The 23,076-nt window shown below is 38.1% G+C and carries 24 protein-coding genes and 1 pseudogene; 5 read left to right on the top strand and 20 right to left on the bottom strand.

Annotated elements, in window-relative coordinates:
- Nucleotides 1-259 precede the first annotated feature (259 nt).
- The 5 genes from gap to glk form a co-directional block, all read right to left on the bottom strand.
- A complete protein-coding gene (gene gap, locus H5201_RS20005) occupies nt 260-1,264 on the bottom strand; it encodes a type I glyceraldehyde-3-phosphate dehydrogenase (protein WP_145233472.1) in 1,005 nt (334 codons plus the stop codon).
- Nucleotides 1,265-1,282: 18 nt separating this feature from the next.
- Complete coding sequence (gene eda / locus H5201_RS20000; protein WP_145233470.1) at nt 1,283-1,903, bottom strand: bifunctional 4-hydroxy-2-oxoglutarate aldolase/2-dehydro-3-deoxy-phosphogluconate aldolase; 621 nt, start codon at nt 1,901-1,903, stop codon at nt 1,283-1,285.
- Nucleotides 1,904-1,935: 32 nt separating this feature from the next.
- Complete coding sequence (gene edd, locus H5201_RS19995; RefSeq protein ID WP_145233468.1) at nt 1,936-3,786, bottom strand: phosphogluconate dehydratase; 1,851 nt, start codon at nt 3,784-3,786, stop codon at nt 1,936-1,938.
- 480 nt (nt 3,787-4,266) lie between these two features.
- The gene (locus H5201_RS19990; protein ID WP_145233466.1) at nt 4,267-5,280 is read right to left on the bottom strand and encodes a LacI family DNA-binding transcriptional regulator; all 1,014 of its coding nucleotides are present in this window, start codon (nt 5,278-5,280) and stop codon (nt 4,267-4,269) included.
- A 35-nt stretch (nt 5,281-5,315) separates the two neighbouring features.
- A complete protein-coding gene (gene glk / locus H5201_RS19985; RefSeq protein WP_145233464.1) occupies nt 5,316-6,314 on the bottom strand; it encodes a glucokinase in 999 nt (332 codons plus the stop codon).
- 340 nt (nt 6,315-6,654) lie between these two features.
- Here glk and H5201_RS19980 point away from each other — a divergent pair, with 340 nt between their 5' ends.
- Complete coding sequence (locus tag H5201_RS19980; RefSeq protein ID WP_149982408.1) at nt 6,655-7,671, top strand: LacI family DNA-binding transcriptional regulator; 1,017 nt, start codon at nt 6,655-6,657, stop codon at nt 7,669-7,671.
- Nucleotides 7,672-7,895: 224 nt separating this feature from the next.
- Complete coding sequence (locus tag H5201_RS19975; protein WP_145233460.1) at nt 7,896-8,528, top strand: trimeric intracellular cation channel family protein; 633 nt, start codon at nt 7,896-7,898, stop codon at nt 8,526-8,528.
- 100 nt (nt 8,529-8,628) lie between these two features.
- Here the strand turns inward: H5201_RS19975 and H5201_RS19970 are convergent, their stop codons facing one another.
- From H5201_RS19970 to H5201_RS19960, 3 genes are all read right to left on the bottom strand, one after another.
- Nucleotides 8,629-9,279: a membrane protein insertase YidC gene (locus H5201_RS19970; protein WP_182740834.1), complete on the bottom strand. Its 651-nt coding sequence runs from the start codon at nt 9,277-9,279 to the stop codon at nt 8,629-8,631.
- 586 nt (nt 9,280-9,865) lie between these two features.
- Nucleotides 9,866-10,720, bottom strand: a complete 855-nt coding sequence (locus H5201_RS19965) for a CPBP family intramembrane glutamic endopeptidase (protein ID WP_182785261.1) — start codon at nt 10,718-10,720, stop codon at nt 9,866-9,868.
- Between the two features lie 340 nt (nt 10,721-11,060).
- Nucleotides 11,061-11,381, bottom strand: coding sequence for a DUF2834 domain-containing protein (locus H5201_RS19960; protein ID WP_182785260.1), 321 nt, complete (start codon nt 11,379-11,381; stop codon nt 11,061-11,063).
- Nucleotides 11,382-11,745: 364 nt separating this feature from the next.
- Here H5201_RS19960 and H5201_RS19955 point away from each other — a divergent pair, with 364 nt between their 5' ends.
- Entirely contained in the window at nt 11,746-12,513 is a 768-nt protein-coding gene (locus H5201_RS19955) for a hypothetical protein (protein ID WP_149982411.1), read from the top strand.
- A 249-nt stretch (nt 12,514-12,762) separates the two neighbouring features.
- Here H5201_RS19955 and H5201_RS19950 read toward each other — a convergent pair whose 3' ends face one another.
- The 8 genes from H5201_RS19950 to H5201_RS19915 all read right to left on the bottom strand — a co-directional run bounded on the left by H5201_RS19950 (nt 12,763) and on the right by H5201_RS19915 (nt 17,433).
- A complete protein-coding gene (locus H5201_RS19950) occupies nt 12,763-12,990 on the bottom strand; it encodes a hypothetical protein (RefSeq protein WP_149982412.1) in 228 nt (75 codons plus the stop codon).
- Between the two features lie 200 nt (nt 12,991-13,190).
- Entirely contained in the window at nt 13,191-13,604 is a 414-nt protein-coding gene (locus tag H5201_RS19945; RefSeq protein ID WP_182785259.1) for a hypothetical protein, read from the bottom strand.
- Between the two features lie 277 nt (nt 13,605-13,881).
- Nucleotides 13,882-14,259, bottom strand: coding sequence for a VOC family protein (locus H5201_RS19940; protein ID WP_182785258.1), 378 nt, complete (start codon nt 14,257-14,259; stop codon nt 13,882-13,884).
- 59 nt (nt 14,260-14,318) lie between these two features.
- Nucleotides 14,319-14,741: a hypothetical protein gene (locus H5201_RS19935; RefSeq protein ID WP_182785257.1), complete on the bottom strand. Its 423-nt coding sequence runs from the start codon at nt 14,739-14,741 to the stop codon at nt 14,319-14,321.
- A gap of 78 nt (nt 14,742-14,819) precedes the next feature.
- Entirely contained in the window at nt 14,820-15,536 is a 717-nt protein-coding gene (locus H5201_RS19930; protein ID WP_182785256.1) for a murein L,D-transpeptidase family protein, read from the bottom strand.
- Between the two features lie 21 nt (nt 15,537-15,557).
- Nucleotides 15,558-15,896 (bottom strand): hypothetical protein, encoded by a 339-nt coding sequence (locus H5201_RS19925; RefSeq protein WP_182785255.1) that lies wholly within the window; start codon nt 15,894-15,896, stop codon nt 15,558-15,560.
- Nucleotides 15,897-15,980: 84 nt separating this feature from the next.
- Entirely contained in the window at nt 15,981-16,592 is a 612-nt protein-coding gene (locus H5201_RS19920) for a hypothetical protein (RefSeq protein ID WP_182785254.1), read from the bottom strand.
- 97 nt (nt 16,593-16,689) lie between these two features.
- A complete protein-coding gene (locus H5201_RS19915; RefSeq protein ID WP_182785253.1) occupies nt 16,690-17,433 on the bottom strand; it encodes a hypothetical protein in 744 nt (247 codons plus the stop codon).
- Between the two features lie 458 nt (nt 17,434-17,891).
- On the opposite strand from H5201_RS19915, the pseudogene H5201_RS23280 reads away from it, so the two are divergent.
- Nucleotides 17,892-18,164 (top strand): annotated as a pseudogene (locus tag H5201_RS23280) (group II intron reverse transcriptase/maturase); the annotation flags it as partial.
- Nucleotides 18,165-18,257: 93 nt separating this feature from the next.
- Here the strand turns inward: H5201_RS23280 and H5201_RS19910 are convergent.
- Nucleotides 18,258-18,641 (bottom strand): hypothetical protein, encoded by a 384-nt coding sequence (locus H5201_RS19910; protein WP_182785252.1) that lies wholly within the window; start codon nt 18,639-18,641, stop codon nt 18,258-18,260.
- Nucleotides 18,642-18,728: 87 nt separating this feature from the next.
- A complete protein-coding gene (locus H5201_RS19905; RefSeq protein WP_182785251.1) occupies nt 18,729-20,030 on the bottom strand; it encodes a hypothetical protein in 1,302 nt (433 codons plus the stop codon).
- 155 nt (nt 20,031-20,185) lie between these two features.
- On the opposite strand from H5201_RS19905, the gene H5201_RS19900 reads away from it, so the two are divergent.
- Nucleotides 20,186-21,340 (top strand): IS110 family transposase, encoded by a 1,155-nt coding sequence (locus H5201_RS19900; protein WP_182785250.1) that lies wholly within the window; start codon nt 20,186-20,188, stop codon nt 21,338-21,340.
- A 399-nt stretch (nt 21,341-21,739) separates the two neighbouring features.
- Here H5201_RS19900 and H5201_RS19895 read toward each other — a convergent pair whose 3' ends face one another.
- Together H5201_RS19895 and H5201_RS19890 are read right to left on the bottom strand one after the other, a co-directional pair.
- Nucleotides 21,740-22,129: a GFA family protein gene (locus H5201_RS19895; protein WP_182785249.1), complete on the bottom strand. Its 390-nt coding sequence runs from the start codon at nt 22,127-22,129 to the stop codon at nt 21,740-21,742.
- Nucleotides 22,130-22,223: 94 nt separating this feature from the next.
- On the bottom strand, nt 22,224-22,739 hold the full coding sequence (locus tag H5201_RS19890; protein ID WP_182785248.1) for a hypothetical protein: 516 nt from the start codon (nt 22,737-22,739) through the stop codon (nt 22,224-22,226).
- Between the last annotated feature and the right edge of the window lie 337 nt (nt 22,740-23,076).

The following is a 23,076-nucleotide window of genomic DNA, read 5'->3' as shown; positions in this document are numbered from 1 at the left end:
CGTGTTAAGTTACTGACCATTTATAGCGACAGATAAATACAGTGATAACAAGGCGTAAATTTTGACATGTAGTTGTTCTACTTGAAAAAATTATAACGCAGTTAGCGCTTTATTTAGCTCGCTAGCATGGTTAAGTATTTAAGTCGATTGGTACTAAAACAGCTCGCAGAATACCATATCTACAGCCCAGCGCTAGACACAAAAAAGCCGCGATAGTCGCGGCTTGGTTGGATAAAGCTAAATTTTTACGTGGTACTTATTACAAGTACTGACCTAACGCTTTAACTTGGTCTAACATGCGGTTTGAGAAACCCCATTCGTTATCGTACCAAGCCATCACTTTAACTAGTTTGCCATCAGCTTTCGTTTGCGTAGAATCAAAGATTGACGACGCTGGGTTATGGTTAAAGTCAATAGAAACAAGCGGTAACTCGTTGTATTGTAAAATATCTTTCATCGACCCAACAGATGCTGCTTTCATAATTTCATTGATTTCTGTAGCCGTTGTTTCACGCTTAGTAATAAACGTAAAATCAACCAGTGATACATTAATTGTAGGTACACGTACTGACATACCATCAAGTTTACCAGCAAGCTCAGGTAACACTAAACCAACTGCTTTAGCAGCACCGGTTTTAGTTGGGATCATTGACTGCGTTGCACTTCGTGCACGATACAGATCAGGATGATAAACATCTGACAAGTTTTGGTCATTAGTGTAGGCATGGATTGTCGTCATGCTACCTTGCTCAATACCGACTGTATCGTTAATTGCTTTGGCAATTGGTGCTAAACAGTTAGTTGTACATGAAGCATTAGAAATAATGTTGCTATCTGCAGTGATCACATCACTGTTTACACCGTGAACAACAGTTGCATCTAAATCAGTACCAGGGGCTGAAACGATTACTTTTTTCGCGCCCGCTGTAATATGCTTTGCAGCATCTTCACGCTTAGTGAAAAAACCCGTACATTCTAAAACGATATCAACGTTTAATGCTTTCCATGGAAGGTTAGCAGGGTCGCGTTCTTGGGTAAGAGTAATAACGTCGTCGCCAATCAACATGGTGTTATCAGCAAGTGTGACTTTATGAGAAAATTGCCCATGCACTGAATCATATTGTGTTAAATGTGCATTAACATTAGCCGGTGCTAAGTCGTTAATTGCGACAATTTTAATTTCATTATTTTGTGCAGACTCATAAAGCGCGCGTAAAACATTGCGACCGATACGGCCATAGCCATTAATTGCTACATTAATCATTTCAAAACTCCACTTAAATTATTTAACTTCACTTGCTTGGCGAGCAAGCGCTTCAATGGCTTGCCAGTCTTTATTTTCAATTAGTTGTTTATCTAGCATCCAGGTACCACCAACACAAATAACATTGCTAAGTGCTAAATAACTAGGAGCTGTTGCTAGGCTAATGCCACCGGTTGGACAAAATGTTACTTGTGGTAATGGCCCACCAATCGATTTAAGCATTGCTGTTCCACCTGCAGCTTCTGCTGGGAAGAACTTTAAAAACTTAAATCCGTGACTGGCTAATTTCATCACTTCACTTGGCGTTGCGGCGCCCGGTAGAAATGGAATATCAGTGCCTTTTGCCAGTGCTAAAAGTTCATCATTTACGCCTGGGCTCACCATAAAATCAGCACCTGCGGCAACTGATGCATCAAAGCTTGCTTTATCTACCACAGTCCCAGTGCCAACATAGGCTTCTGGTACTTCGGCTTTCATTAGCTTTACAGCTTCTGCAGCAATCGGTGTACGTAGTGTAATTTCAAGTGCTTTTAGACCGCCGTTATACAGCGCTCTTGCTAGTGGCGCTGCATCTTCTAAATTATCAATTACCACCACTGGCACTACCGGTGCCGATGATAATATTTTTTCTATGCTCATAGTGTGTTCCTCATACCCAGTTTGGCGAATTATTATTCTATTCCAAAGGCGCTAGCGCCCATGTCTGCGCTACTTACGATATTTCTAAATCCGGTGAACAACTCTCGGCCCGTACCAAACGTTAAGCTAGGTACGCTAAGTTGTAATTCACGTTGTGCTAATTCTTCATCACTTACATGTACTTTTAAGATACCTGCTGGTGCATCAAGAGTAATTAAATCACCTTCCTGAATCTTAGCAATAATGCCGCCTTCAACCGCCTCTGGTGCTAAGTGGATTGCCGCTGGCACTTTACCTGATGCGCCTGACATACGACCGTCAGTTACGATCGCTACTTTGTAACCTTCATCTTGCAAGGTTGCCATTACTGGCGTGAGCTTATGCAGCTCAGGCATACCTTTGGCTTTTGGACCTTGCTCTTTCAGTACAGCAATAAAGTCTTGGTTTAGCTCACCGCGTGTATAGGCTTCTTGTAATGCACTTTGTGAAGCAAATACTTTTGCTGGTGCTGTAACAACTTGATGCTCAACCGCAACCGCAGACACTTTGATCACGGCTTTACCTAAGTTACCAGTTAGTAACTGTAAGCCACCTTGTTTACTGAATGGGTTGTCAATTGGACGAAGTACATCTTCGTCTAATGAATTCTCTGGACACGGTACCCATTTAACTTTGCTTGGGCCTGTTGCGCTCGTCATGATCAGGTTACTGTCAGTATCTAAACGTGGTTCTTGGGTATACGCCTCGAGACCTTCGCCAACAATGGTTTTAACGTCATTGTGCAAGAACCCTGCACCAACGAGTTCTCTCATAAGGAAACCCATGCCGCCGGCTGCTTGGAAATGATTTACATCAGCAGAACCATTTGGATAAATACGTGTTAGCAGTGGCACCACTTCTGATAAATCCGACATATCTTTCCATGTCAGCTCAACGCCTGCCGCTTTGGCAATTGCCACTAAGTGAATTGCATGATTCGTAGAGCCACCGGTTGCTAACAAACCAACTAAACCATTAATAATGGTTTTTTCAGTTACAACATCCGCTAAGCAATTGGCATCTTTACTTTGAATCAATTGTTTAAGCATGGTTTCTACCGCATTACCGGTTAAACCATCACGCAACTCTGTATATGGATTGATGAACGAGCTACCAGGAAGGTGCAAGCCCATAATTTCCATCAACATTTGGTTACTGTTTGCAGTACCGTAAAACGTACAAGTACCCGCGCTGTGATAAGACGCACTCTCCGCTTCTAAAAGCTCATCACGGCTTACTAAGCCTTGAGCAAACTTTTGACGAATACGGGCTTTTTCTTTATTTGGAATGCCTGACTGCATCGGGCCTGCTGGCAAAAAGTACACCGGTAGATGACCAAATGATAAAGCACCAATTAATAGACCAGGGACAATTTTGTCACACACACCTAAGCAAAATACGCCATCAAACACATCGTGTGATAATGAAATAGCTGTCGACATCGCAATTACATCACGAGAAAAAAGCGATAACTCCATGCCATCACGGCCCTGAGTTACGCCATCACACATGGCTGGCACGCCGCCTGCAACTTGAGCTGTGGCATCGTACTTTGTAGCAATGTCTTTAATTAAATCTGGATAATCTTTGTATGGCACGTGCGCAGATAGCATATCGTTATATGAATTGATAATCGCTAAGTTTGGCTGCTCATCAGCTTTTAAACGTGCTTTATCGTCACTGCTACACGCAGCCATAACATGGGCGATATTGCCACAACCTAAACCAGAACGAACTCTTGTTTGTTTTTTTGCATGATTGATGCGTTCTAAATAGGCTTGGCGAGTAGCTTTACTGCGTTCAATGACGCGTTCGGTGACTTCTTGAATACGAGGATGTAACATAAAATTCGACTCATCTCTAAGGTTAGAGGATAAAGGCTCAGTGGCAAGTGCATACTCCACGAATGAACTTGCACTGAGCATCTTTGATTTACCCGTTCAAAGGTATACGTTGGCAGGTTGTCTCTCACAATCAACCTGACACCGGTGTCACTGTATTAACGCATGACTGTGACACCGGTGTCAACCCTATCCTATAAATTTAGTTTAAATATTTTAAATGACCAAATAATGAACGAAAATAATTTTTCATTAGGGGATCTAGCTTGGTCGCTAAATTGTGTTGCTGGAGTGCTAGAAAATGTGAGGAGTTTTTACTTTAACTTATTGATTATAATATCTTTTTATAATCTAAATGATATCAATCGTAAGTACCTATGAGCGGATAAAAAAACCCAGATAGCAACAACATGCAGACTGCTTTGTTAAGCAAAAAAATGCCCAAGTAAGCGTCACTCAAACTCGGGCAACTGTGAAAAGCCTTTATCTAACTTGTGCGGTAGACTCGCGTGTGATTAATCGCGCTTCAAGCGTAACCTGATACGGTTGCTCTTGCGGATCACCAATATGCTCAATCAGTTTAGTAACCGCTTGTTTGGTCATTTCTTCAACCGGTTGCGCTATGGTAGTAAGACCAGGCCAAATATGACGAGCAATTGGCGCATTATCAAAACCCGCGATAGAAATATCATCGGGTACTTTAAATTGACGTTGTGTTGCCAATTTTAATACCGCCGCAGCCATGTAATCATTTGATGCAAATACGGCGGTTGGACGTGGGGTTAAATCTAAAATGCTGCGCGCACTATCGACCCCAGAATGATAACTAAAGTTACCCTCTTCAACCAAACGTTCATTAAATTCAATGCCGTGCGTACTAAGCGCTCTGCGATAGCCTTTGAAACGCTGCTCAGTGGCACTGTGATCTGGGTGGCCTTTAATAAACGCGATCGCTTTATGGCCAAGCTTAATTAAGTGCTCAGTGATCTCAAATGCGCCCTGCTCATCATTACTGCGTACTGAAATTGAATCGTCTTCAAGCACTGCTGATGCAACTCGTGCATACGGAATTTTTTTACTTTTGAGAAAATCGACTAATACCTTAAAATCTGAAAATGGCGGCGTCAATACCAAGCCATCAAGACGAGAAGATTGTAGTAAATGCTCAATATTACTGATCAACGCATCACCACGTAAATCACATGGGTGGATCAACAAGTTATAGTTGTTTTCTTGACACGCAGCAAGCGCACCAGTTTGCACCCGAGTGATATAACTTTTACTCGGGTTATCGTAAATGCAACCAATAATAAAACTACGATTTTGCGCCAAACCTCTGGCGATCGGGTTAGGAGTGTAATCTAGCTCTTTAAAAACCTTAAGAACTTTTTCACGGGTTGCATCACTAACATTAGGTTCATTATTTAAAACCCGAGACACGGTTTTTTTAGAGACCCCGGCATAACTTGCAACACTATTTATTGTAACTTTCTTCATCCAACCTTCCCAATAACACCCCTATGAGCGATGTATTATGACTGCTCATTGACGTGCAAACATGCAGCAGCACCAATAAGTGGAATATTATCTTGTGTGACTAACGTCACTGGTATTTGGCTCACATACTGCGACATGATCCCTTTAGCACCAAAACGCTCAACAAAACGACTAGCAAGTAAACGAGCTTGCATACGCGGTAAAATACCGCCACCAATATACACACCACCTAACGCACCAAATGCCAGTGCTAAATCGCCTGCGACACTGCCAATCCAATCACAAAATTGATTTAACGTAGCATCGCAAATGGCACATTCACCACTATTTGCTAATTCGCTAATTTGTGCAGCGGTTAAATTCTTAGCATCGACACCTTTTACAGCCGCCATGGCTTGATACAAATGAGCAATACCCGGCCCTGAAAATACTGTTTCGACCGATACATGTGGCAATAGCTTACGTAACTCGATGATCAGCTGAGTATCTAATTCACTCACTGATGCCAATGTTATATGCCCACCTTCACAACTCAAAACAGCACGTGATTGGCTAGTACGCACTAAACACGCCGCACCAAAACCAGTGCCCGGACCCATGACTGCAATATTTGCATCAGTATCGGCTTGTCCTGCTTTAACTGCAATGTTTTGTTGTGGATCTAAATAAGGTGCTGCATAGGCAAACGCAGCAAAATCGTTGATCACTTCCAGTTGAGCTAAATTAAACTCAGCTTTTACTTGTTCGACACTAAAGTGCCAACCTAAATTAGTTAAATGTACTTGGCCTGCTTTTATCGGTCCAGCCACGGCTAAACACGCGCGTCGAGGTTGAATATGACTAACTTGAGATAAATAATGCGTTATTGCCGCTTCCAATGAACCAAAATTGGCACTGGGAAAAATGATATTATGCTCAATAACGAATTGTTTTTCTTGTAGGTTAAAAGCAGTAATTAAAGCAAAACGGGCATTAGTGCCGCCGATGTCGGCCACTAAGATAGGATCGAATTCTGAATTTGGCTTGGAGTTCATCGTGTTTTCTCTTTTGTCTAAGCGGTTTATATACTTAGCTATAACCGTGCTTATTATTGTAATTTCAATGGTCTTGCTATCGCTATGAGATAAACTTTGAGCTATCACCTCAAAGTAGTTACTCTAGTATAAAAAAATGCTGCCCAACTAAATGGGCAGCCAATACGTTTTGACAACAAAATGATAAAACACCCGCATTATGACACCGGTGTCAGGGTTGGATCAATAAAAATTTTAAATTACTGATAAATTACTGATAAATAGCTTGTAAAAATCAGCAAATAAACGAGAATAACACGAGTTATTTGCACTTTAGTTACTTGAAATAGTTAGGTTGTGTATGAAAGGTAAAGCTACATCGTTTGACATTGCACACTACGCAGGGGTATCACAATCCACTGTCTCGCGCGCCTTGCGCAACAGTCCATTGGTTAATGAAGAAACCCGCAAACGTGTTTTTGAGGTAGCCAAACAGCTTAACTATAAAGTCGACAAGAATGCGAGTAACCTTCGAACTCAACAAAGTAGTACATTGGCTTTGTTACTGTTTGAAGATCCCACAGCAGATGAATCACAAATCAATCCGTTCTTTTTAGCGATGCTCGGCAGCATAACGCGTGCTTGCGCAAAAGAAGGGTATGACTTATTGGTATCGTTTCAATCTGCAAGCTCAGATTGGCAAGCGGACTACGAAGACAGTCACCGTGCTGATGGTATTATTTTATTAGGTTATGGCGATTACATTGATTTTCAGCCTAAATTTAATACCTTGCTTGAACAAAACACCAAATTTGTTTGTTGGGGAGCAACGGTAGATAATCGTGCCGATTTAACAATTAGCTGTGATAACTATGGCGGCGGCCAACTTGCTGCTGAGCATTTATTGGCGCATAACCGAACTGATTGCGCATTTATTGGTGATGCATCTGATCATAGCCCTGAATTTTTTGCCCGTTTTAATGGCTTTAAAGACAAGTTAAAACAACATGCTATTACCTTAAGCGAGCGAAAAATAGCGAATGCGATTTCGACCGAAGAGTCTGGTTATCATGCCACACGTTCGCTTATTGCCAACAATATTACCTTTAATGCCCTTTTCGCAGCTAGCGATCTGATTGCTATAGGTGCAATACGCGCTTTAAAAGAAGCCAATATTAACGTGCCGAAAGATGTAGCCGTGATAGGTTTTGATAATATTTCGATTGCCAGCTATGTAAACCCGCCACTCACAACCATAGAGCAAAACACCACAATAGCAGGACAAATGCTAGTTGAAAACTTACTAAAACTAATTCGTGGTGAACAAGTACAAAGCACCCTACTAACACCGCGACTAATTGCACGAGGTTCCAGCTAACTACATATATTTTATTACATTATTTACGGTCTTTTGTCCTTATTTTTTTATAATTACACGCTAGGTCAACGTACTATTAACAGCCAATTCACACATTGATTTCACATTAGTTTTTTTTATCTGAAACTGAGCGTTTTTAGTGTAATTTCTCACTCGTCTTTTTATTAGTTTCTCTCTACAATCGCACTTTTATTTTTGCTCTTAAAAATTCAAGTGAATATCTTATGCTATTAACTATTGTTTATATTATTGGTATTACAGCCGAAGCCATGACCGGTGCGCTGAGTGCTGGGCGCAGAAACATGGATTGGTTTGGGGTTATGTTAGTAGCCAGTGCCACAGCAATTGGTGGTGGCAGCGTACGCGATATTTTACTTGGCAATTACCCTTTAACTTGGGTAAAACATCCAGAATATTTATTGATCACCTGCGTTGCCGGTATTATTACAACTTGGCTTGCAAAATGGGTGGTTAAATTTAAAGGCATTTTTATGCGTTTAGATGCCCTTGGGCTTGCCGCATTTAGTATTATTGGCTGCCAAGTGGGGCTTAATATGGGTTTGCACTATGGTATTTGTGTAGTCGCTGCTATTGTTACCGGCGTATTTGGTGGATTATTACGTGATTTAATTTGTCGCCAAGCGCCGCTAGTATTACATCATGAGCTTTACGCCAGCGTAGCGCTGATTGTAGCTTGTTTATATCTAGCACTACACCACTACAACATTGATGACAACATCAGCGTTATTACAAGCCTAGTTGTAGGGTATTTAATACGCATGGCATCGGTACGCTTTAAATGGCGCTTACCTACGTTTAGTTTATTAGAACCAGCTAATTTGAAAAATGAACAGTAAAGGCAGTCGTTTATTAACCCCTGCTCTTGAGCTTTTCAATAGTCCAATTACTTCTTAGGCTATTGAAACAGCCAAAAAATATTATTTTCATACGTTAAAACTAAATAGTTTTACAGACTGTTTTATTTTGAAAGTAATTATTGAGTAATAAAGATTGCAATAAACTTGTACCACTTGATGTTGCCCAATATAAACCAATAGCAGAGGGGAAGTTTATTAAGGTAATAACACAAATCACAGCTGGAATAATAAATAATAAGGTACTGGTTTGCTCAGCAGTTCCAGGCATCATCGCCATAGAAAAATAAGTGATCACACCCACCAACAATGAAAGTGCAATATCGGGTTTTGCTATGCTCGCAATCCACGCAAACTTACTATTAAACACGATTTGTTGAAGAGCTTGAAACGTACCAAAGCCAAATAAACCTTGACCTGCCATATTTAACACACTCTTTTTATCAATAAATTTAATGTTGTGCTTTTTATAGAGCGCCATTGTAGATTTAGCTATTGCACTGGGTTGATCTTTATATTTGTTTTTTATTTCATCAAGCTCAGGCTTTAATACAGCTATCGCCTTTTTGTTACTAACGGTTTTGGCCATCGCTAACAAATTAATCGGCATTAAAACTAAGCGACCAATTAGTGTAAATAAAATAATAGCTAAAGCTTGGCTTAGCCCGACTTCTTGAGTAAGAAAGGCGATAGACTGCACGATAAAGCTCGTAAAAAAATTCCAAAGTTCCATTTAAACTTCCCTTTCAGTTTGATGTATTAAAAGTAAACATCTCGACATATTATGTCAAGATGTTTATTAATGTTCATTATCGCGCTGATGGATCTTTTTTAATGATATTTAACAAATAAAGCTATTTTTTATCATGATAAAGACATTTAAACGTTTCTTACTTATGAGCTATATCGAGTTTCTAAAGCTGAGCAAAAAACCTCAAGTAAGCGAAGATTGGGAGCTAGTTCAACTCTCGATCACTTCTTGCTGGTTAATATTTACACAAGAAATTCAACTGAATTATTCACTGCAGGGAAAATTAACTAATTTTATATTAAGATCGTTTTCTACCTCAACCCAGTACTTAACGTTCTATATTTCACACAGCCTTTGAAACTAATTTCTCCTTAAAAAATCATCAGCATGTTGTGAATCTGCTTTTAAGTAGATGACATTTCCTTTAGTAAGCCCAGAGGCGGATAAGCAGTAGTCGTAGTAATAAATAGCAATGTTGTCTGTGATGCTCAGAACAACATTTTTTAGTTATTTCACATCAAATCATGAACTTAAATGACACCATCAGTACTTGATAGCATATAGTTATTTAATAAGAGGGTGTTGCAAGCATAGGGTAAGTAAATAAGAAAAAGTGAAACACATTAACGAGCCAATGGCATAAAATAGCCCACTCTAAACGCTGAGTTTTATAAAAAATGTATCCATAGCCAAAACCTGCAACAGCTGCCACTAGCATGTAACTAGCTCCAGCTGAAAAGTGTGCGAGTGAAAATAAACCAGTAGTGATCACAGGTGCTAGTAATGCAAACCGAGCCGAGGTTATCACTTTCGAAAGCTTAGTTTGTATTATCCCTCTAAATAACGCCTCTTCTGCAACGCAGGTAAAAAATAGATTAATTGCTATAAATAAAAACCAAAATTCGGGTACTTTAGGCGCAAACTCCATAAGGCCCAATATTAAAGCAGTGATGAGTGCAGCTAAAATCGTGATGGCAATAATCGAAAGTGGATGCCCTACGCTTATTGGTTTTAGCGTTTTATTTTTTGTAAAAAAATAAGCGCTCAGCATCAAACCCGCTAATGCTTTATCGAAATTAGCATACAGGGTAAATGCAATCGCATTGCTAGTAAGCTGTTCATTAACAACAATAGGCTGGTTATTAAAACCGGGGAACCAATGTAAGGCTAAACCAAGTGAGGCTATTACAAACAAAGGCGTTAAGATACGGCGTATTAACGCAGAGGTTGCAGATACCGAAAAGTGCAATAAGCCTAAATAAAACACAATAACAACAACTGCGTATAAGTTTATATATTCCTGATAATAGGCAGTTATAACACTTAGCAGCAGTAAGTATTGCCAAATTGGTTGGCGTAAAATTACTATCTTACAAAATGGAAAAACGCATAAAATAGATAGCGCTAGGAAACAAAAAGCCATGAATGTGTAATCTTATGTTTTAGATTTTAAAAAGGCTTTTTACTTTAATTAACGCCTTTTTCAGATCCGACCAGTTGTATGGTATTTATAAAAGTAAAAAAGTTCTATCCGCTTTTTGCATTTAATATCAATGATACAAAGCACTATAAATGGCATTAGTATCGAAATAAATAACATCATTGAAGTACCAATAGCGCTAAAAATAGGGCTACTACCAGTAACTACGTCCCATTGCTTACATCTGGAAAATTATGGCGATTTTAAATTCAGTGCTAGTAAGTAGTAAAATGCGGAAAGCGCCAGATACTTGAAGATAGCTATTGACGCCATAACTTATTTGTTAGGGCTGTGATTCAAGGGACTGCTTTTCTTTGAGGTAAAGATAAAGTGGAAGCCCAAACGACACACCCACAAACAACGTGCCCAGCACAGCAAAATATCGATATGTCACTTTATTTCTGTGACCATCGACAATGATAAAACCCACCAAAACAACGGCAGACACTACAACATCAAGCCAAGCAAATACGCTAATAGAATTTGTCACCGCGTCATTAAACAAGAGACCAAGATCTAAACCATTTGTAACTAGCCAAGGAACAAAGGCGCCATAAGGTAGTAAAATTCCTAATAAAGTAAGAACCAGATAAAACCTAACCATTTCACCATCCTTGCAACTGTTTTTAGTAAGCCCTAATGAATCTGTAGAATAACTCGTTTTTAATTTATTTTTATTATTGTATCAACCATAGCCGAATTTCTATTTTGATTCAATCGTTTAGTGATTAACGGCTTTTGAAGTGGTTAGTGTGATTTGATGTTTTTTAATATGAACCAAATAATTACAACTCCAAACTACCTAGTGAAATAAGAGACGCCCATTAACTATCAAAGATATGACATAAATTATTAGTCTTTCAAAATACCCACCATAACAACTCTATTGCAAAAACCTTTAAAATAGTTAAAGTGTTGTTCCGTTTTTTTTTATAAAAACCCCTGATTAGCTATAAGGCTTATAAAAAATGAAAAAGATATGTGTGTTACTTATTTTACTCATCGCCAGTGTCGCTAAAGCCGATGACATTAGTCAATATAAGTTCTATGCAACAGACAACTTCAGAGATGATCAGCAACCGGAGTTTGCCGCTTATATAAAAAATGGCGATCCTTGTATTCAGGTTAAAAACCTAACAACCCATAAAGAGGTCCGCTTTTGTCAGATCACCAAAGGCATTAATTTAGCTGATGATCCTAACATCTACCCTTTTGAAATGCATTTTTCAGGTCACCGATTATATTTCTTTGTTGCTGCCTATTGGGCTGATCAAGCTTGTACTATAGAACTGTCAAATATGACGATTAGTTGTGAGCTAAAAAACAAACCCAAAAAGGAAGAAGACGTTAAAGCAGAGCACCAAAAAGCGGTAAAAAAGAATGAGGTTGTCATCCCTCCTGCTGTTAAACATATAGAGTTTGGCAATGTAAAAGAAGCAGAAGGTCTGTTTCGTCTTATTCTTAATAATTCTGAAATGAACCCATGTTTTACCATTGAGCATTACAGTACATCCCTATTTGATGGCCCAACAAACATTAAACATGTTTGTAGTGCCATAAATAAAACGGACGACTCAATCATTGATCTTATAGGAAAAGACGGCAACTGGTGGTTTGAAAACTTTAATTGGCAAGGTAATAACTTAGCATTTGAAATAAATGCTATGGGGGGGAATTATAAATGTGAATTACCATTACCATTTACCGAGCAATCTGAAGCCTTATGTGTAAGATAAATCACATATTTGTGCAATGTAATCGCCACTCGAAGATTATTGGTTATATTTTATCAGTTTAGAGAGCTCACTTTGAGTCCCATTAAGCTCAGCTTTTTATTTGCTGCCTACCAAATATGCCCAAGATGCGCCCGTGTAAGTCAAAAGTTGGGCGCGCAATTCACATAAGCGATTTAAATTAACGAGACTATGAAGTTGTTTAACATTAAAAAACTGTACTACTATCATGTCTTTCATTGTGCTTTATTTTCAAGTGGTTGCTTCCCATTGCAACCAATCAAAATCATGTTCGAGCATTTCCTTATTAAAATCTAAAAATGTTGAGCCTTCATTTAATAAGAACTGTCTGCGCTCGTCATTTCTCATATAAGCAGTCCAGTAAGGCAAGTAATTGGGATTATCAATACCAAAAATCAGTTCAAAATCCACTACATTTTCCTGCATTTCATCAAGCATTTTATTAGTTAGCCTAGGCATTTTACACCTTCAATACGAAAACCATTTTAGACCCAACAAACAAATAGAAGTAGATGGGTTTGTTAATTTATAATTTTTCCGCCGACGCGACCTGAAATATTAGTAATTTCTATGGCGAAAGAACAATCCGTATACGTTGTTAGTTTTAAGAAGATGACCTCTTTCTTGTAACTTAACGTTAATCGATAAGCTTGGTTACCTTAAGAGACAAAGCCATTTAATTTTAATGTCTTTTCAAATTCTACAGCTCTTTTTAAATCATTAATTGATACTTCATAGAGATTGTCGGAATTAAAATTAAACTCAATTGTAAGGTTGGTAGTTCCTATATGCACACACGTTTTATAGCCAAAACATTCACATTGGGCATTATATTCAATCCATTTTTTTGTGCCATTTAATACTATTGGCGGTGGGCACCATTGTTTAGGTTCTTCATTATGGACTGTATGACAAACGCCTAACCGTTCTAAATAATTTAACAACTGAGCTTCATTTTCTGCTTCAATAATAGCATTAAGTTCAAAACGGTCGTTATAGTGCCCACCTTTGGGACTTTTAATTTTAAAAATATTACACTTTTTAAGCTCAGTTTTAAACTCTTGAGAGTACATTGATATCCCATTAACCCTATTATTTATGAAGAAATTTTAGATAAATACAGCTCATAAAAAGTAGTTTCCCCACCTAGTTAAAAAGTGAAGGCTACATAAATGAAACTAACGAGCCTAAAAAATGACTCGTTTTAAATTTATTTTACTGCTGAACAACCATAATCAAATTAATCTTTTGATTCAATTTTTTACTAGTTTCTCCTTGGTTCGTCATTATAGTACTTAAGGATTTTTTATGGAGCTAAGAACTCATTTTTTTATTTACGATTTTATGCAATTATTTGATAGCATTAAATAAACCCCACTTGCTAGTGTCTACCTCATTAGTCTCATCAAAGCATTCAGATGTAATTTGAATCGTATTTCCATCAGGATCAAAGAACCTTGCTACATATCCACTTGGCTGACTCCAAACCATTTCAAATTTTACGCCAAGTGAAATAAGGCTATCGCAATAGGATAAAAAGTTAGTTTTTACTTCATAGCCGAAATAGCTCAATCCGGTAGGATTTCCGTGTGAAGTTAATAGCCATATTCCGGCATTATCATTTTCAGGAAAGGTTAGAACACAGTCCAGCTCCTTAAATTTTAAAGTCTTATGATAAAAATTAAATAGTCGGTCATAATCATCTGTAAATAAATATACGTTAACCATGAGTAATCTCTGTTTTTTGTAAGCCCAAGCGGGATTTTAAACTGGTGCTTAACGCCCTGTTAGAGCATTCCCGCCTTGTAGCTCTGAAGATTAATCGGCGGTAACTCCATACACTTTTGGTGATACTGATAAAGGAATATATTCTCAGTATAAGCGGGGTTATCAGTTTCATATATATCAATTGAAATTGAACCGTAAGTTTTGATGATATAGTTAAACCTTCTCCAATATTCTTTAGATTCATTACTGATTTGGTCAATGTAGCGTTGATATAAACTGCCATTAGCTTTGCCAATATAAATTATTGGGCTGGATCCCCTAACTCTAGGAATATCTGCGACAGAACGCCAAACATAGACAATACCCTTAGGACTTCTTGCATGTTGAAGCAGTTCTTTATACTGCAACTTAAAGTCGTCCTCATTTGCTGCAGAAATTATTTTTGGTACTGTTGTAACACCTTTAACATGCTTACACTGCATCTTTATCTCCTTGACACTCTAACGTCTTAAACAGTTGAATAGGCGCTAACTGGGCACAAATAACGTGTTAACACACAATTACGGGCCAAAAATATATTTCCCTTCGGAAACTTCAACATTTGGTGGCCTTTTGTGCTTTTTGAAGTAATCATACCCCTCCTTGAGGTTAAGCCAAAATGAATACCATTGATTTGATTTGTATTTAGAAAGAGTTTCAGGCTCCAGCTGAAATGGAAAAGAGTGAACCCTAAAAAATGGCTGACCAGATTGTAAAGCAGCTACACCTAAGGCATAAATTTCATTTATATAAGTGTCTGTCATTGCGTAGCATCCAATTGATACACAATTACCGTGAACCATTAATGCACTTCCAGTGCGCCCGTGATTACGGTCATAAGTATTCGGGTAACCCAAGTTAAATGAGAGATGGAACTTGCTCCAAGGGTTCAAACGAGCAGAATTTACAAAATAAAAACCCTCAGGGCTTTGATTGTCACCTTCTCTGAGTTTAGGGCCAAGCTCCCCTGAGAATGTACATATTTCATAACTTTTAAATTTTGAAAAAACGCCTTCACCGGCCTCAACCCAAACTTCGAGAACACCTGGATCTTTAAAAATACGAATGAATATGGGTGCCCCATATTTTAGATCTTTCTCAGCGAGTTCTTTTTTTAATTGAGCTTCTATACCTGAAATCGCTCTCTCAGCTCTCGAACTTGTTGGAATATCAGTAGATAGAGCTTTGGTGCTTGTAAATATAGATACCAACAGCAGGATATTTTGGAGTGCTCTCATTCTGTGCTCTTATTAGGCATTTTACGGACCCCAATAATTAAAATAATAAGTTGTGCCCTCTTGGACAGTGATACCCATCCATGTACCACATTCAATGGTGTGATCTCCAGGTTCAACTTTACCTTTATTATTAAGGCTGTGTGGCCATTTTTTATTGTCTACGAATAACGGCCCACAGAGACCCCCGTTGTCATCTTCGATAATCAGATAAGTTTCCCCATCTGGTGATGATTTATATTTACCTCTTAGTTCGTATGTGGCATTTGGGTCTCGGCTCAAATTATTCTCAACCGCGAGTGTCACGACGACAATAAACAATAATAGAAATAAGATAAGAACAAATTTTATATATTTCTTCAATGTTAATCCTATTGCCTGACGCCCCGCTTACCCGTAAATACTGCGCAGAACGTTTTTGTTTTAAGTAGCCGTTTATCTACAGTTTTAAGTCCAATAGTCATGACCAAAAGAATCAGCGAGCTTCTCGATTAATTCAGATACATTTGGTATCAATGCAGATGCTTGTTTGCGTATATCTCTACGCTCAAATTTTACTTGGCAATAAACCTCTTCGCAATCAGGATCTCTTTCACGCGCATAGATAAGGTTTTCTTTTGCCTCGATTTCCAGCTCCCAACCTTGATCAACATCCCAGTAAACTTCCCCATCTTCGGTAGATGTTAGATTATCTAACACATTCTTACCTTCGCTGAATCTATCATGCCAAGCAAAGCTAATTATAAACTCTGAATTAAAGATAACTGGACGATTCCAAAAGTAAGTGCTTTTTGATATGTCTTTTTTATACTCGAGATATTTCTTCGATACATCTACGTAATGTTTTATTAACTCTTCTTCATTACCAACTATATCCGAAAAGAGAATTAAACGTCCCGTTCTTCGTAGCTTTGGTTGATATAGTGGCACCAGCATCTGTTCGTATTCTTCGGGTGTAAACCCATTGTCAGGGCCAAAATAAAATTTTTCATTAGCCATAAAGCCAATATCTACTTTTACATTACTTTGTAATGTTGCAGATTTTTTCCAGTCATTCATAGTACTTCGACCTACTTATTTGCCTCTACTAAATATTAGAGAAGACAACTGGGGAAAAAGACTTTTCGGACTTGAACAAACATACCTTGTTATGATCCTACTCAGAGATTACACTTACAAACCTTTGAAAAGTAATATTAATTCCCTCAATTTCGTTACAATCCACCATGAAGTAATCTTGAATTTCAGAATTAACTCCTTCATTAAGAAGCGCAACAAACACTAAGCCCCAATAAAGTAAATTAGAGCACCAGATACTAGGTTCTCCAATATTCTTAATTGTCTCCAGTGCTCTAGCGGACATATCCTGACTTGCGATTGGTATAAATTTTTCTTTCTTCTCAATCATGTAAGGAATAGCTGTATATTTATTACATTGAGAGATTACTTTTAATCGCTGATCATAATCAGTCTTAGATATAGTTTCTGAGTTCTTTATTGCAATATCTTTATAAAAACCAAACAAGTATATACTAATCAGTTTATCCTGAAGTCCGATTTCCTTGCTTTCGCTTAAAAGAAACTTACTAAATTTTTTATAAGCCTCAATCAAAGCAATAAAACTTCGTTTTGATGTTATCTTCGGAAGACGACCACCAGCTAACACTAAATGATTGAAGTACAGTTCTGACAATACCTGGTCATCTATTTTTATTTCCTTCTCAACGCGTTTTAAAAAGGAAACATCACTTAACACTCCATCCCCTTCATCAAACAAATCAAGTAATAAGTCCTGATTAATTGGGTATGATATCAAAATTTTCGATAGCGGCTCAGCTTTCGAAAACTCAATACTTGTTCTACTAAGTCGCTTTTTTTTACCTAAATCACTAAACCCCATGGTTACCCTTTGTTATGAGCACTCATCGACATGCTGAGTTTTTTAATTGATAGTTCAACCATAGCTGAGTTCCCTTTTTGATTCAATTGTTTAGTGATTAACTACTTTATCAGTCGCATGTGTGATCTGGTATAGTTTTAAAGAGCATTTTAAAAAGAAATTACACCCGTTTGAATTGTTTTTTTAAAGTGGTAGAAGCTTACCTTCTTAATGTATCGTGTTTGCAGATTTTCTATATTATGAACTAAGCAATACAGTTGCCACAGTGTGAAGTGAAGGCATTCACTTTCGTTTGTCCGCGTAAGGTCAATTTGTTCATACCTTTGTTAACTGTAATATTGCGCTTTTTACCCCAAGAAAAGTTGGTTAAATACACTGAGCCGTTTGCTGTTCTTTTATAAAAAGTTGTCATCGCCCCATAGGGCTGTCTATTTTGACTTTGATTATTATAGCTAACGGTGGATTTAGATCATTGGATCCGACGTAGGATAAGAATGTGCTACTGGCGGCAATGGCGCTATTTATAAGGAATAGCACGCACCAAAGTACGCAGTTTAATGAAATTGGGGGTCAGTGAGAGACTAGCCATAGCATGTGGTATCACCAGCAAGGGGCCTTGTCGAAGTTCAAAAACAAAAGGAATTAACATTGCGATAGGCAATGACTATCTAGCGTCACAAGGTTTAGCGTCATTAAGAGATATTTGGATCAATATTCACTACGGGAGATGAACCGCCCATTGCACTTCCTACTAATAAAAAGCGCATGATGGGTGGTGTGGGGGCTGGAGGTTAGAGACCTCCGGCTACCCGATTAGTGTTCGATTACAATTCACTCGCACATCGGTAACTTTTGCTGCTCTTAGCTAACTCTATCATTTTTCGATTAAAGCTTAGCGCATACGATATTGCTTTAGATTCTAATTTGTCATGATTTTTACAAACCATTGAATCAGAACCTACCCATAATATATCCCATTCAGTTTTCAAAATTAAACAACGAGTCATTGATATATTTTTGAATGCCGGTCTAGTCGGGACAAAACCATTAGAGACAGCTATGAATACAACCCCACTTTTCGTATGCTTATGTTTGGCATCTTTAGCAGCGTTTTCAACTACAAAGTTTTTACTTTTCTCTTCGAAAGAACAATCACTCCCAAAAGCAAAAAATGGAATTAAAAGGGAAATAATCGCCAAGACTCTCATGATTATCCTAGTACACTAACGCTTTGCTCACCGGAAAATTAGGAGCGCAGCGAGTAATTTTTCCGAGTGCAGCAACTTGTTATATTCCTATTCTACTGCGCTTAAAAAGTTGGGATATGCGGAATAATCATATTCGTCCCCCAGTAGTTTATCAGAGGCCTCTTTTACTCTTTTATTGATATATTTATTGAAGCTTCGCCCATAAATTTGGCCATTACTATTGATTCTTTCAATTAGATCAATCATTTCGGTTTCTTTGTATTTTTTAAGAACGGGTGAAATAAATTTATTATAGCGAGTCTCTGCCGAGTCAAAGCTTCCACTTTCTCCGTAATAAGCATTTCTTAATATTCTTACTCTCGATTTCCATTCAGGAGAATCAGAAAGCGTAAATAAATGCACCAAATCTGATTTTAATATACTGCCCCCATCATCAAGCAAATAAGCAAGAAGTTCATCATGGAAATCAGCTAAGCTATCATATTGAAAGTTTGAATAATAAAAATCTCTCTCTTTTTTTCCAACAATATCATCAACAATTATCGTGGCACTTTTGTTTAGCTTCTTATATATCTCAGGATTTCGAGAAAGCAGCTTAATTAAGGCCGAAACAGTCTTTCTTTCCTTTGATATATCAGAGAAGTAATCAATTTCTTTGCCAATCATCTCAAGCGCTTGGGAAGAGTGTTTTTTATATAGGTAGCTTAAAGTTAGGAAGTTTATGTTTCTATTGCTTGAAGCTCGCTCATTCTCCATTTTAAAAACAAACCTCCATAAAGACCTAAACACCTCCATTTCGACTTTTGATGTCATTTTTGAAAAAAATCTACTTTCTAGGTAATGTTTAAGCTTACTTTTATCATCTTCCAAGTACTCTTTGGATGCTTCCAAATCCTCAACTAAATTACCGACAATATCTTTAGAGAAAAAAGGAGGTTTTGACAAAACACCATCTACAGAATTTACTATTAATGATCTCACTGTTTCTCTATTTGGTCTATGCAGCTCCAAGTTTGAGTCTAATACAGGGTGCGCAGATAGGTTTCTCTGCTGATATAAGTATTCCAAAAAACAAACGTTATCAGAGCTTAATAAGTTTGTTCGTTTTGCTACTTCTTCAACAAGCTTCAACTCCCACTTTGAACTTTTTCTGTCTTTTGATTGAATATCTATCATTTCTTTTAGGATGGCTTTTGCTGACTTATCTTCATGTAAGTCTACTAAGTCAGTAAGTTTGAAAACCAGATCAATAACAGTTACCGACCAAAGCATTACGGTAGCGGAGCGGAAGCTCTTATTATTATACGAACTAACTATCTCTTCAAAATAGTCCATTGTTTTATGATTATAAATTTTTTCACTTAAAGCCTCTAATGAAAATTCGTTCAAGCTAAACTCCACTATTTAAATACTGTACGGGTTCTGTCTAGGAATATAGACATAATGACTCCCACACGGTGTTAGCCTCCGCTTTTCGTGGGTTAGCTTAATTCAAAGCCAGAGCCATAATTAGTTTGTCTATCAACTAAACAGCAGAGGCTAACATGAATAAACATAGCATACTTTTTATCGGACTTGATACACATAAAGAATTCAATGAAGTCGCCTATATTGAAGAACATAGAGGTGCACAACCTGTTCACCTTGGTCGATTTTCCTCTTCCAAAGTTGCCGTTCAAAAGCTTGTTCGTCAGTTTGAATCTAAATACCCTGGCGCAACGCTACATTTTGTTTATGAAGCAGGCCCTTGTGGTTATTGGATTTACAGATTAATCACAAGCCTTGGCCATTGCTGTTATGTGGTTGCCCCGTCTCTTATTCCTAAAAAACCAGGCGAGAAGATTAAAACCGATAAACGTGATGCCCTTAAGCTCGCTAAATTACTTAAATCTGAAGATTTAACACCTATCTATGTTCCCGAGCCTGAAGATGAAGCTGTACGTGATTTATCTCGTGCACGCGAAGTGGCCATGAAAGATTTAAAAGATGCTAAATATCAATTAAAAGCACTGCTGCTTCGTAATAATATTAATTACAAAGGCACTGCAAATTGGTCACAAAAACATTTACGTTGGCTCACTGAGCTTGTGCTTCCACACCCAGCACAGCACATCGTCTTACAAGAGTTTTTACAAACAATTACCGAGCGAATAAGTCGACTTGAACGATTAGATAATGAACTTACACATCACGTTCATCAATGGCGTTATTATCCCGTTGTTAAAGCAATACAAGCAATGCGAGGTGTTCGTTTGTTGGTCGCCACCGGTGTTGTTGCTGAGCTTGGCGATTTAACGCGCTTCGATCATCCCCGTAAATTAATGAGTTATCTCGGTCTTGTACCCAGTGAACACTCGAGTGGTGGCAAACGCCATATTGGCGCTATCACAAAATGCGGAAATGGCCGAGCAAGACGCCTACTAATTGAAGGCGCGCACACTTATCGCTATGCAGCAAATATATCGACAGATATGCAAAAACGACAAGAAGGTTTACCAAAGGACATTATTGATATTGCGTGGAAAGTACAACTTAGGCTCTGCAAGCGCTATAAAAAAATGATAGCCAAAGGGAAACACTACAACCTGGTTGTCACCGCAATTGCCCGAGAAATGATTGCGTACATATGGGCCATTGCTAAAGAAGTGGTACTTACGCCAATGAATACAAAACTTAGATTGGCAAGAGTACCCGCATGATAAACGAATTAGAGTTAATGCATAGGATCAAGCATCGGGTGTGGCACAACCACCGACGGCGTTAGGATGGCAATGCAGCTAACGCTGCATTGAACCACGAACATAGACTGAAGACAGGTGCCACGACGAACTAAGTAAGGTTTGCTCTGTTACTAGAAATAGTAATAACCAACGAATATCAGCAAGATAACCGACGACATTACTTGCTTCATCTTATGTATTAACTCGCTCTAATTCGAGCTGAAGTAATTATGGCTTAAAAAGTTAGGCAAGGATCAGTGTGTTTAACTTGACAGTGGGAGTCATACCAACGCCCACTTAAGCGGACAAAAATTGTTGGTTAAAATGTGAAACGAAGCGGAACCTAACCAACTGTTTTTGTTCCGTTTGAAGTGTTTGTTAGGCGTCTACCTCTACTTTCCACCATTTAGGTCTTTTTGAAATATAGGAATGCTTTTTTGGAGCGAGAGCTTTAAGGCTAGGACTATCAAACACACCCAAGACAATAGCAATTGTAGGATCATCGTCCACAGCTCCAATAGTACTGCCACAGTTAGAACAAAAAGCCCTAGAAGAATAATCAGAAGAGCGCCATTTAGAAGGTTCGCCACCAGCTCCAGTCCAAGTTATATTTTCTTTTGGAAATTCAACCCATGCTTGTGTCAATGATCCAGAATGACGTTGGCATTGTCGACAAGAACAAGTATGGGGCTTTAATACTGGGCTTTTTGCAGAAAATCTAATGTCCCCACAGAGACAACCTCCTTCATAAACTTTACTTTTCAACATTTAAGAAACTCCTAAAGTTTGCAACAATTACGCCTAACGCCCCAATAAGCCGACGCAATGAGCGCAGCGAGTTGAGGTCGGATTGATTGGATTGTTAGCAGTTGATTGCTTGTACAATATTTTCTGTAACCTTTTTAAAATTTATTTCTGAAGTCTTAATCGCTTTACCATTTACTAATGGTGTAGGCGGTTTAATTTTGACATTGTCACGCTCGTATATCTGTGGTGCCTCAACGAAGAGGTAGTATTGGTCGTACTTCTTACAACTAAATAGCCCAATACCGCTGCAAACTTCTTTGATACGCTCATCTTTGATTAGTGGCTCAGCAATTATATTTTCAGTTAAACCTGATACTTCCACTGACATCGAAGAATCATACCATTCAACTGTACTTCCTTCGGGAACGACTAATGATAGATAAACAGCCCTAGCATTTAACAAAACTTTGAACTTAGTCGCTGGGTCGTCGTAAATGAAATTTAAAGGAATTTGACCGCATCCATCTTTTGAAGCTTTTCCAAACTCTCCCTCCGGTTTCATAAAAGTAATTTCATGAACTGCGCATCCAACCGTGAGATGTAGAAGAAATAAAATAGTTAAAATACGCAAGTCGGCTCCTTTAGACTGCTAACAGCTTATTGAACACCACTTTGGGGGATTATAACACCCCAAAACGGCGTATATTACATAGCTCAATAATTCCACTAAATAACTCAATTGTAAACATGTAATTACGTGCTATATAAAATAACTCTTGTGCAATTACACCAAAACGACTTTTAATAATGTTATTGGACAAAACACTAATAACTGTCTATACATGGCTGTGTTGTAGTTGAGTGTGGGTATAAAAAATTCATATCATAATGCCTCTTTTATCCATGTTTGATCTGAATACTCAGTGTTATCTTCCATAAACCTAAACCAGCTTAAATAATTCTCAATG

It is taken from the genome of Pseudoalteromonas sp. SG43-6, assembly GCF_014164365.1.
Lineage (GTDB): Bacteria > Pseudomonadota > Gammaproteobacteria > Enterobacterales > Alteromonadaceae > Pseudoalteromonas > Pseudoalteromonas rhizosphaerae.
The sequence above is the reverse complement of the archived record's forward strand: the minus strand, read 5'-3'. Positions and strand labels throughout refer to the sequence as shown.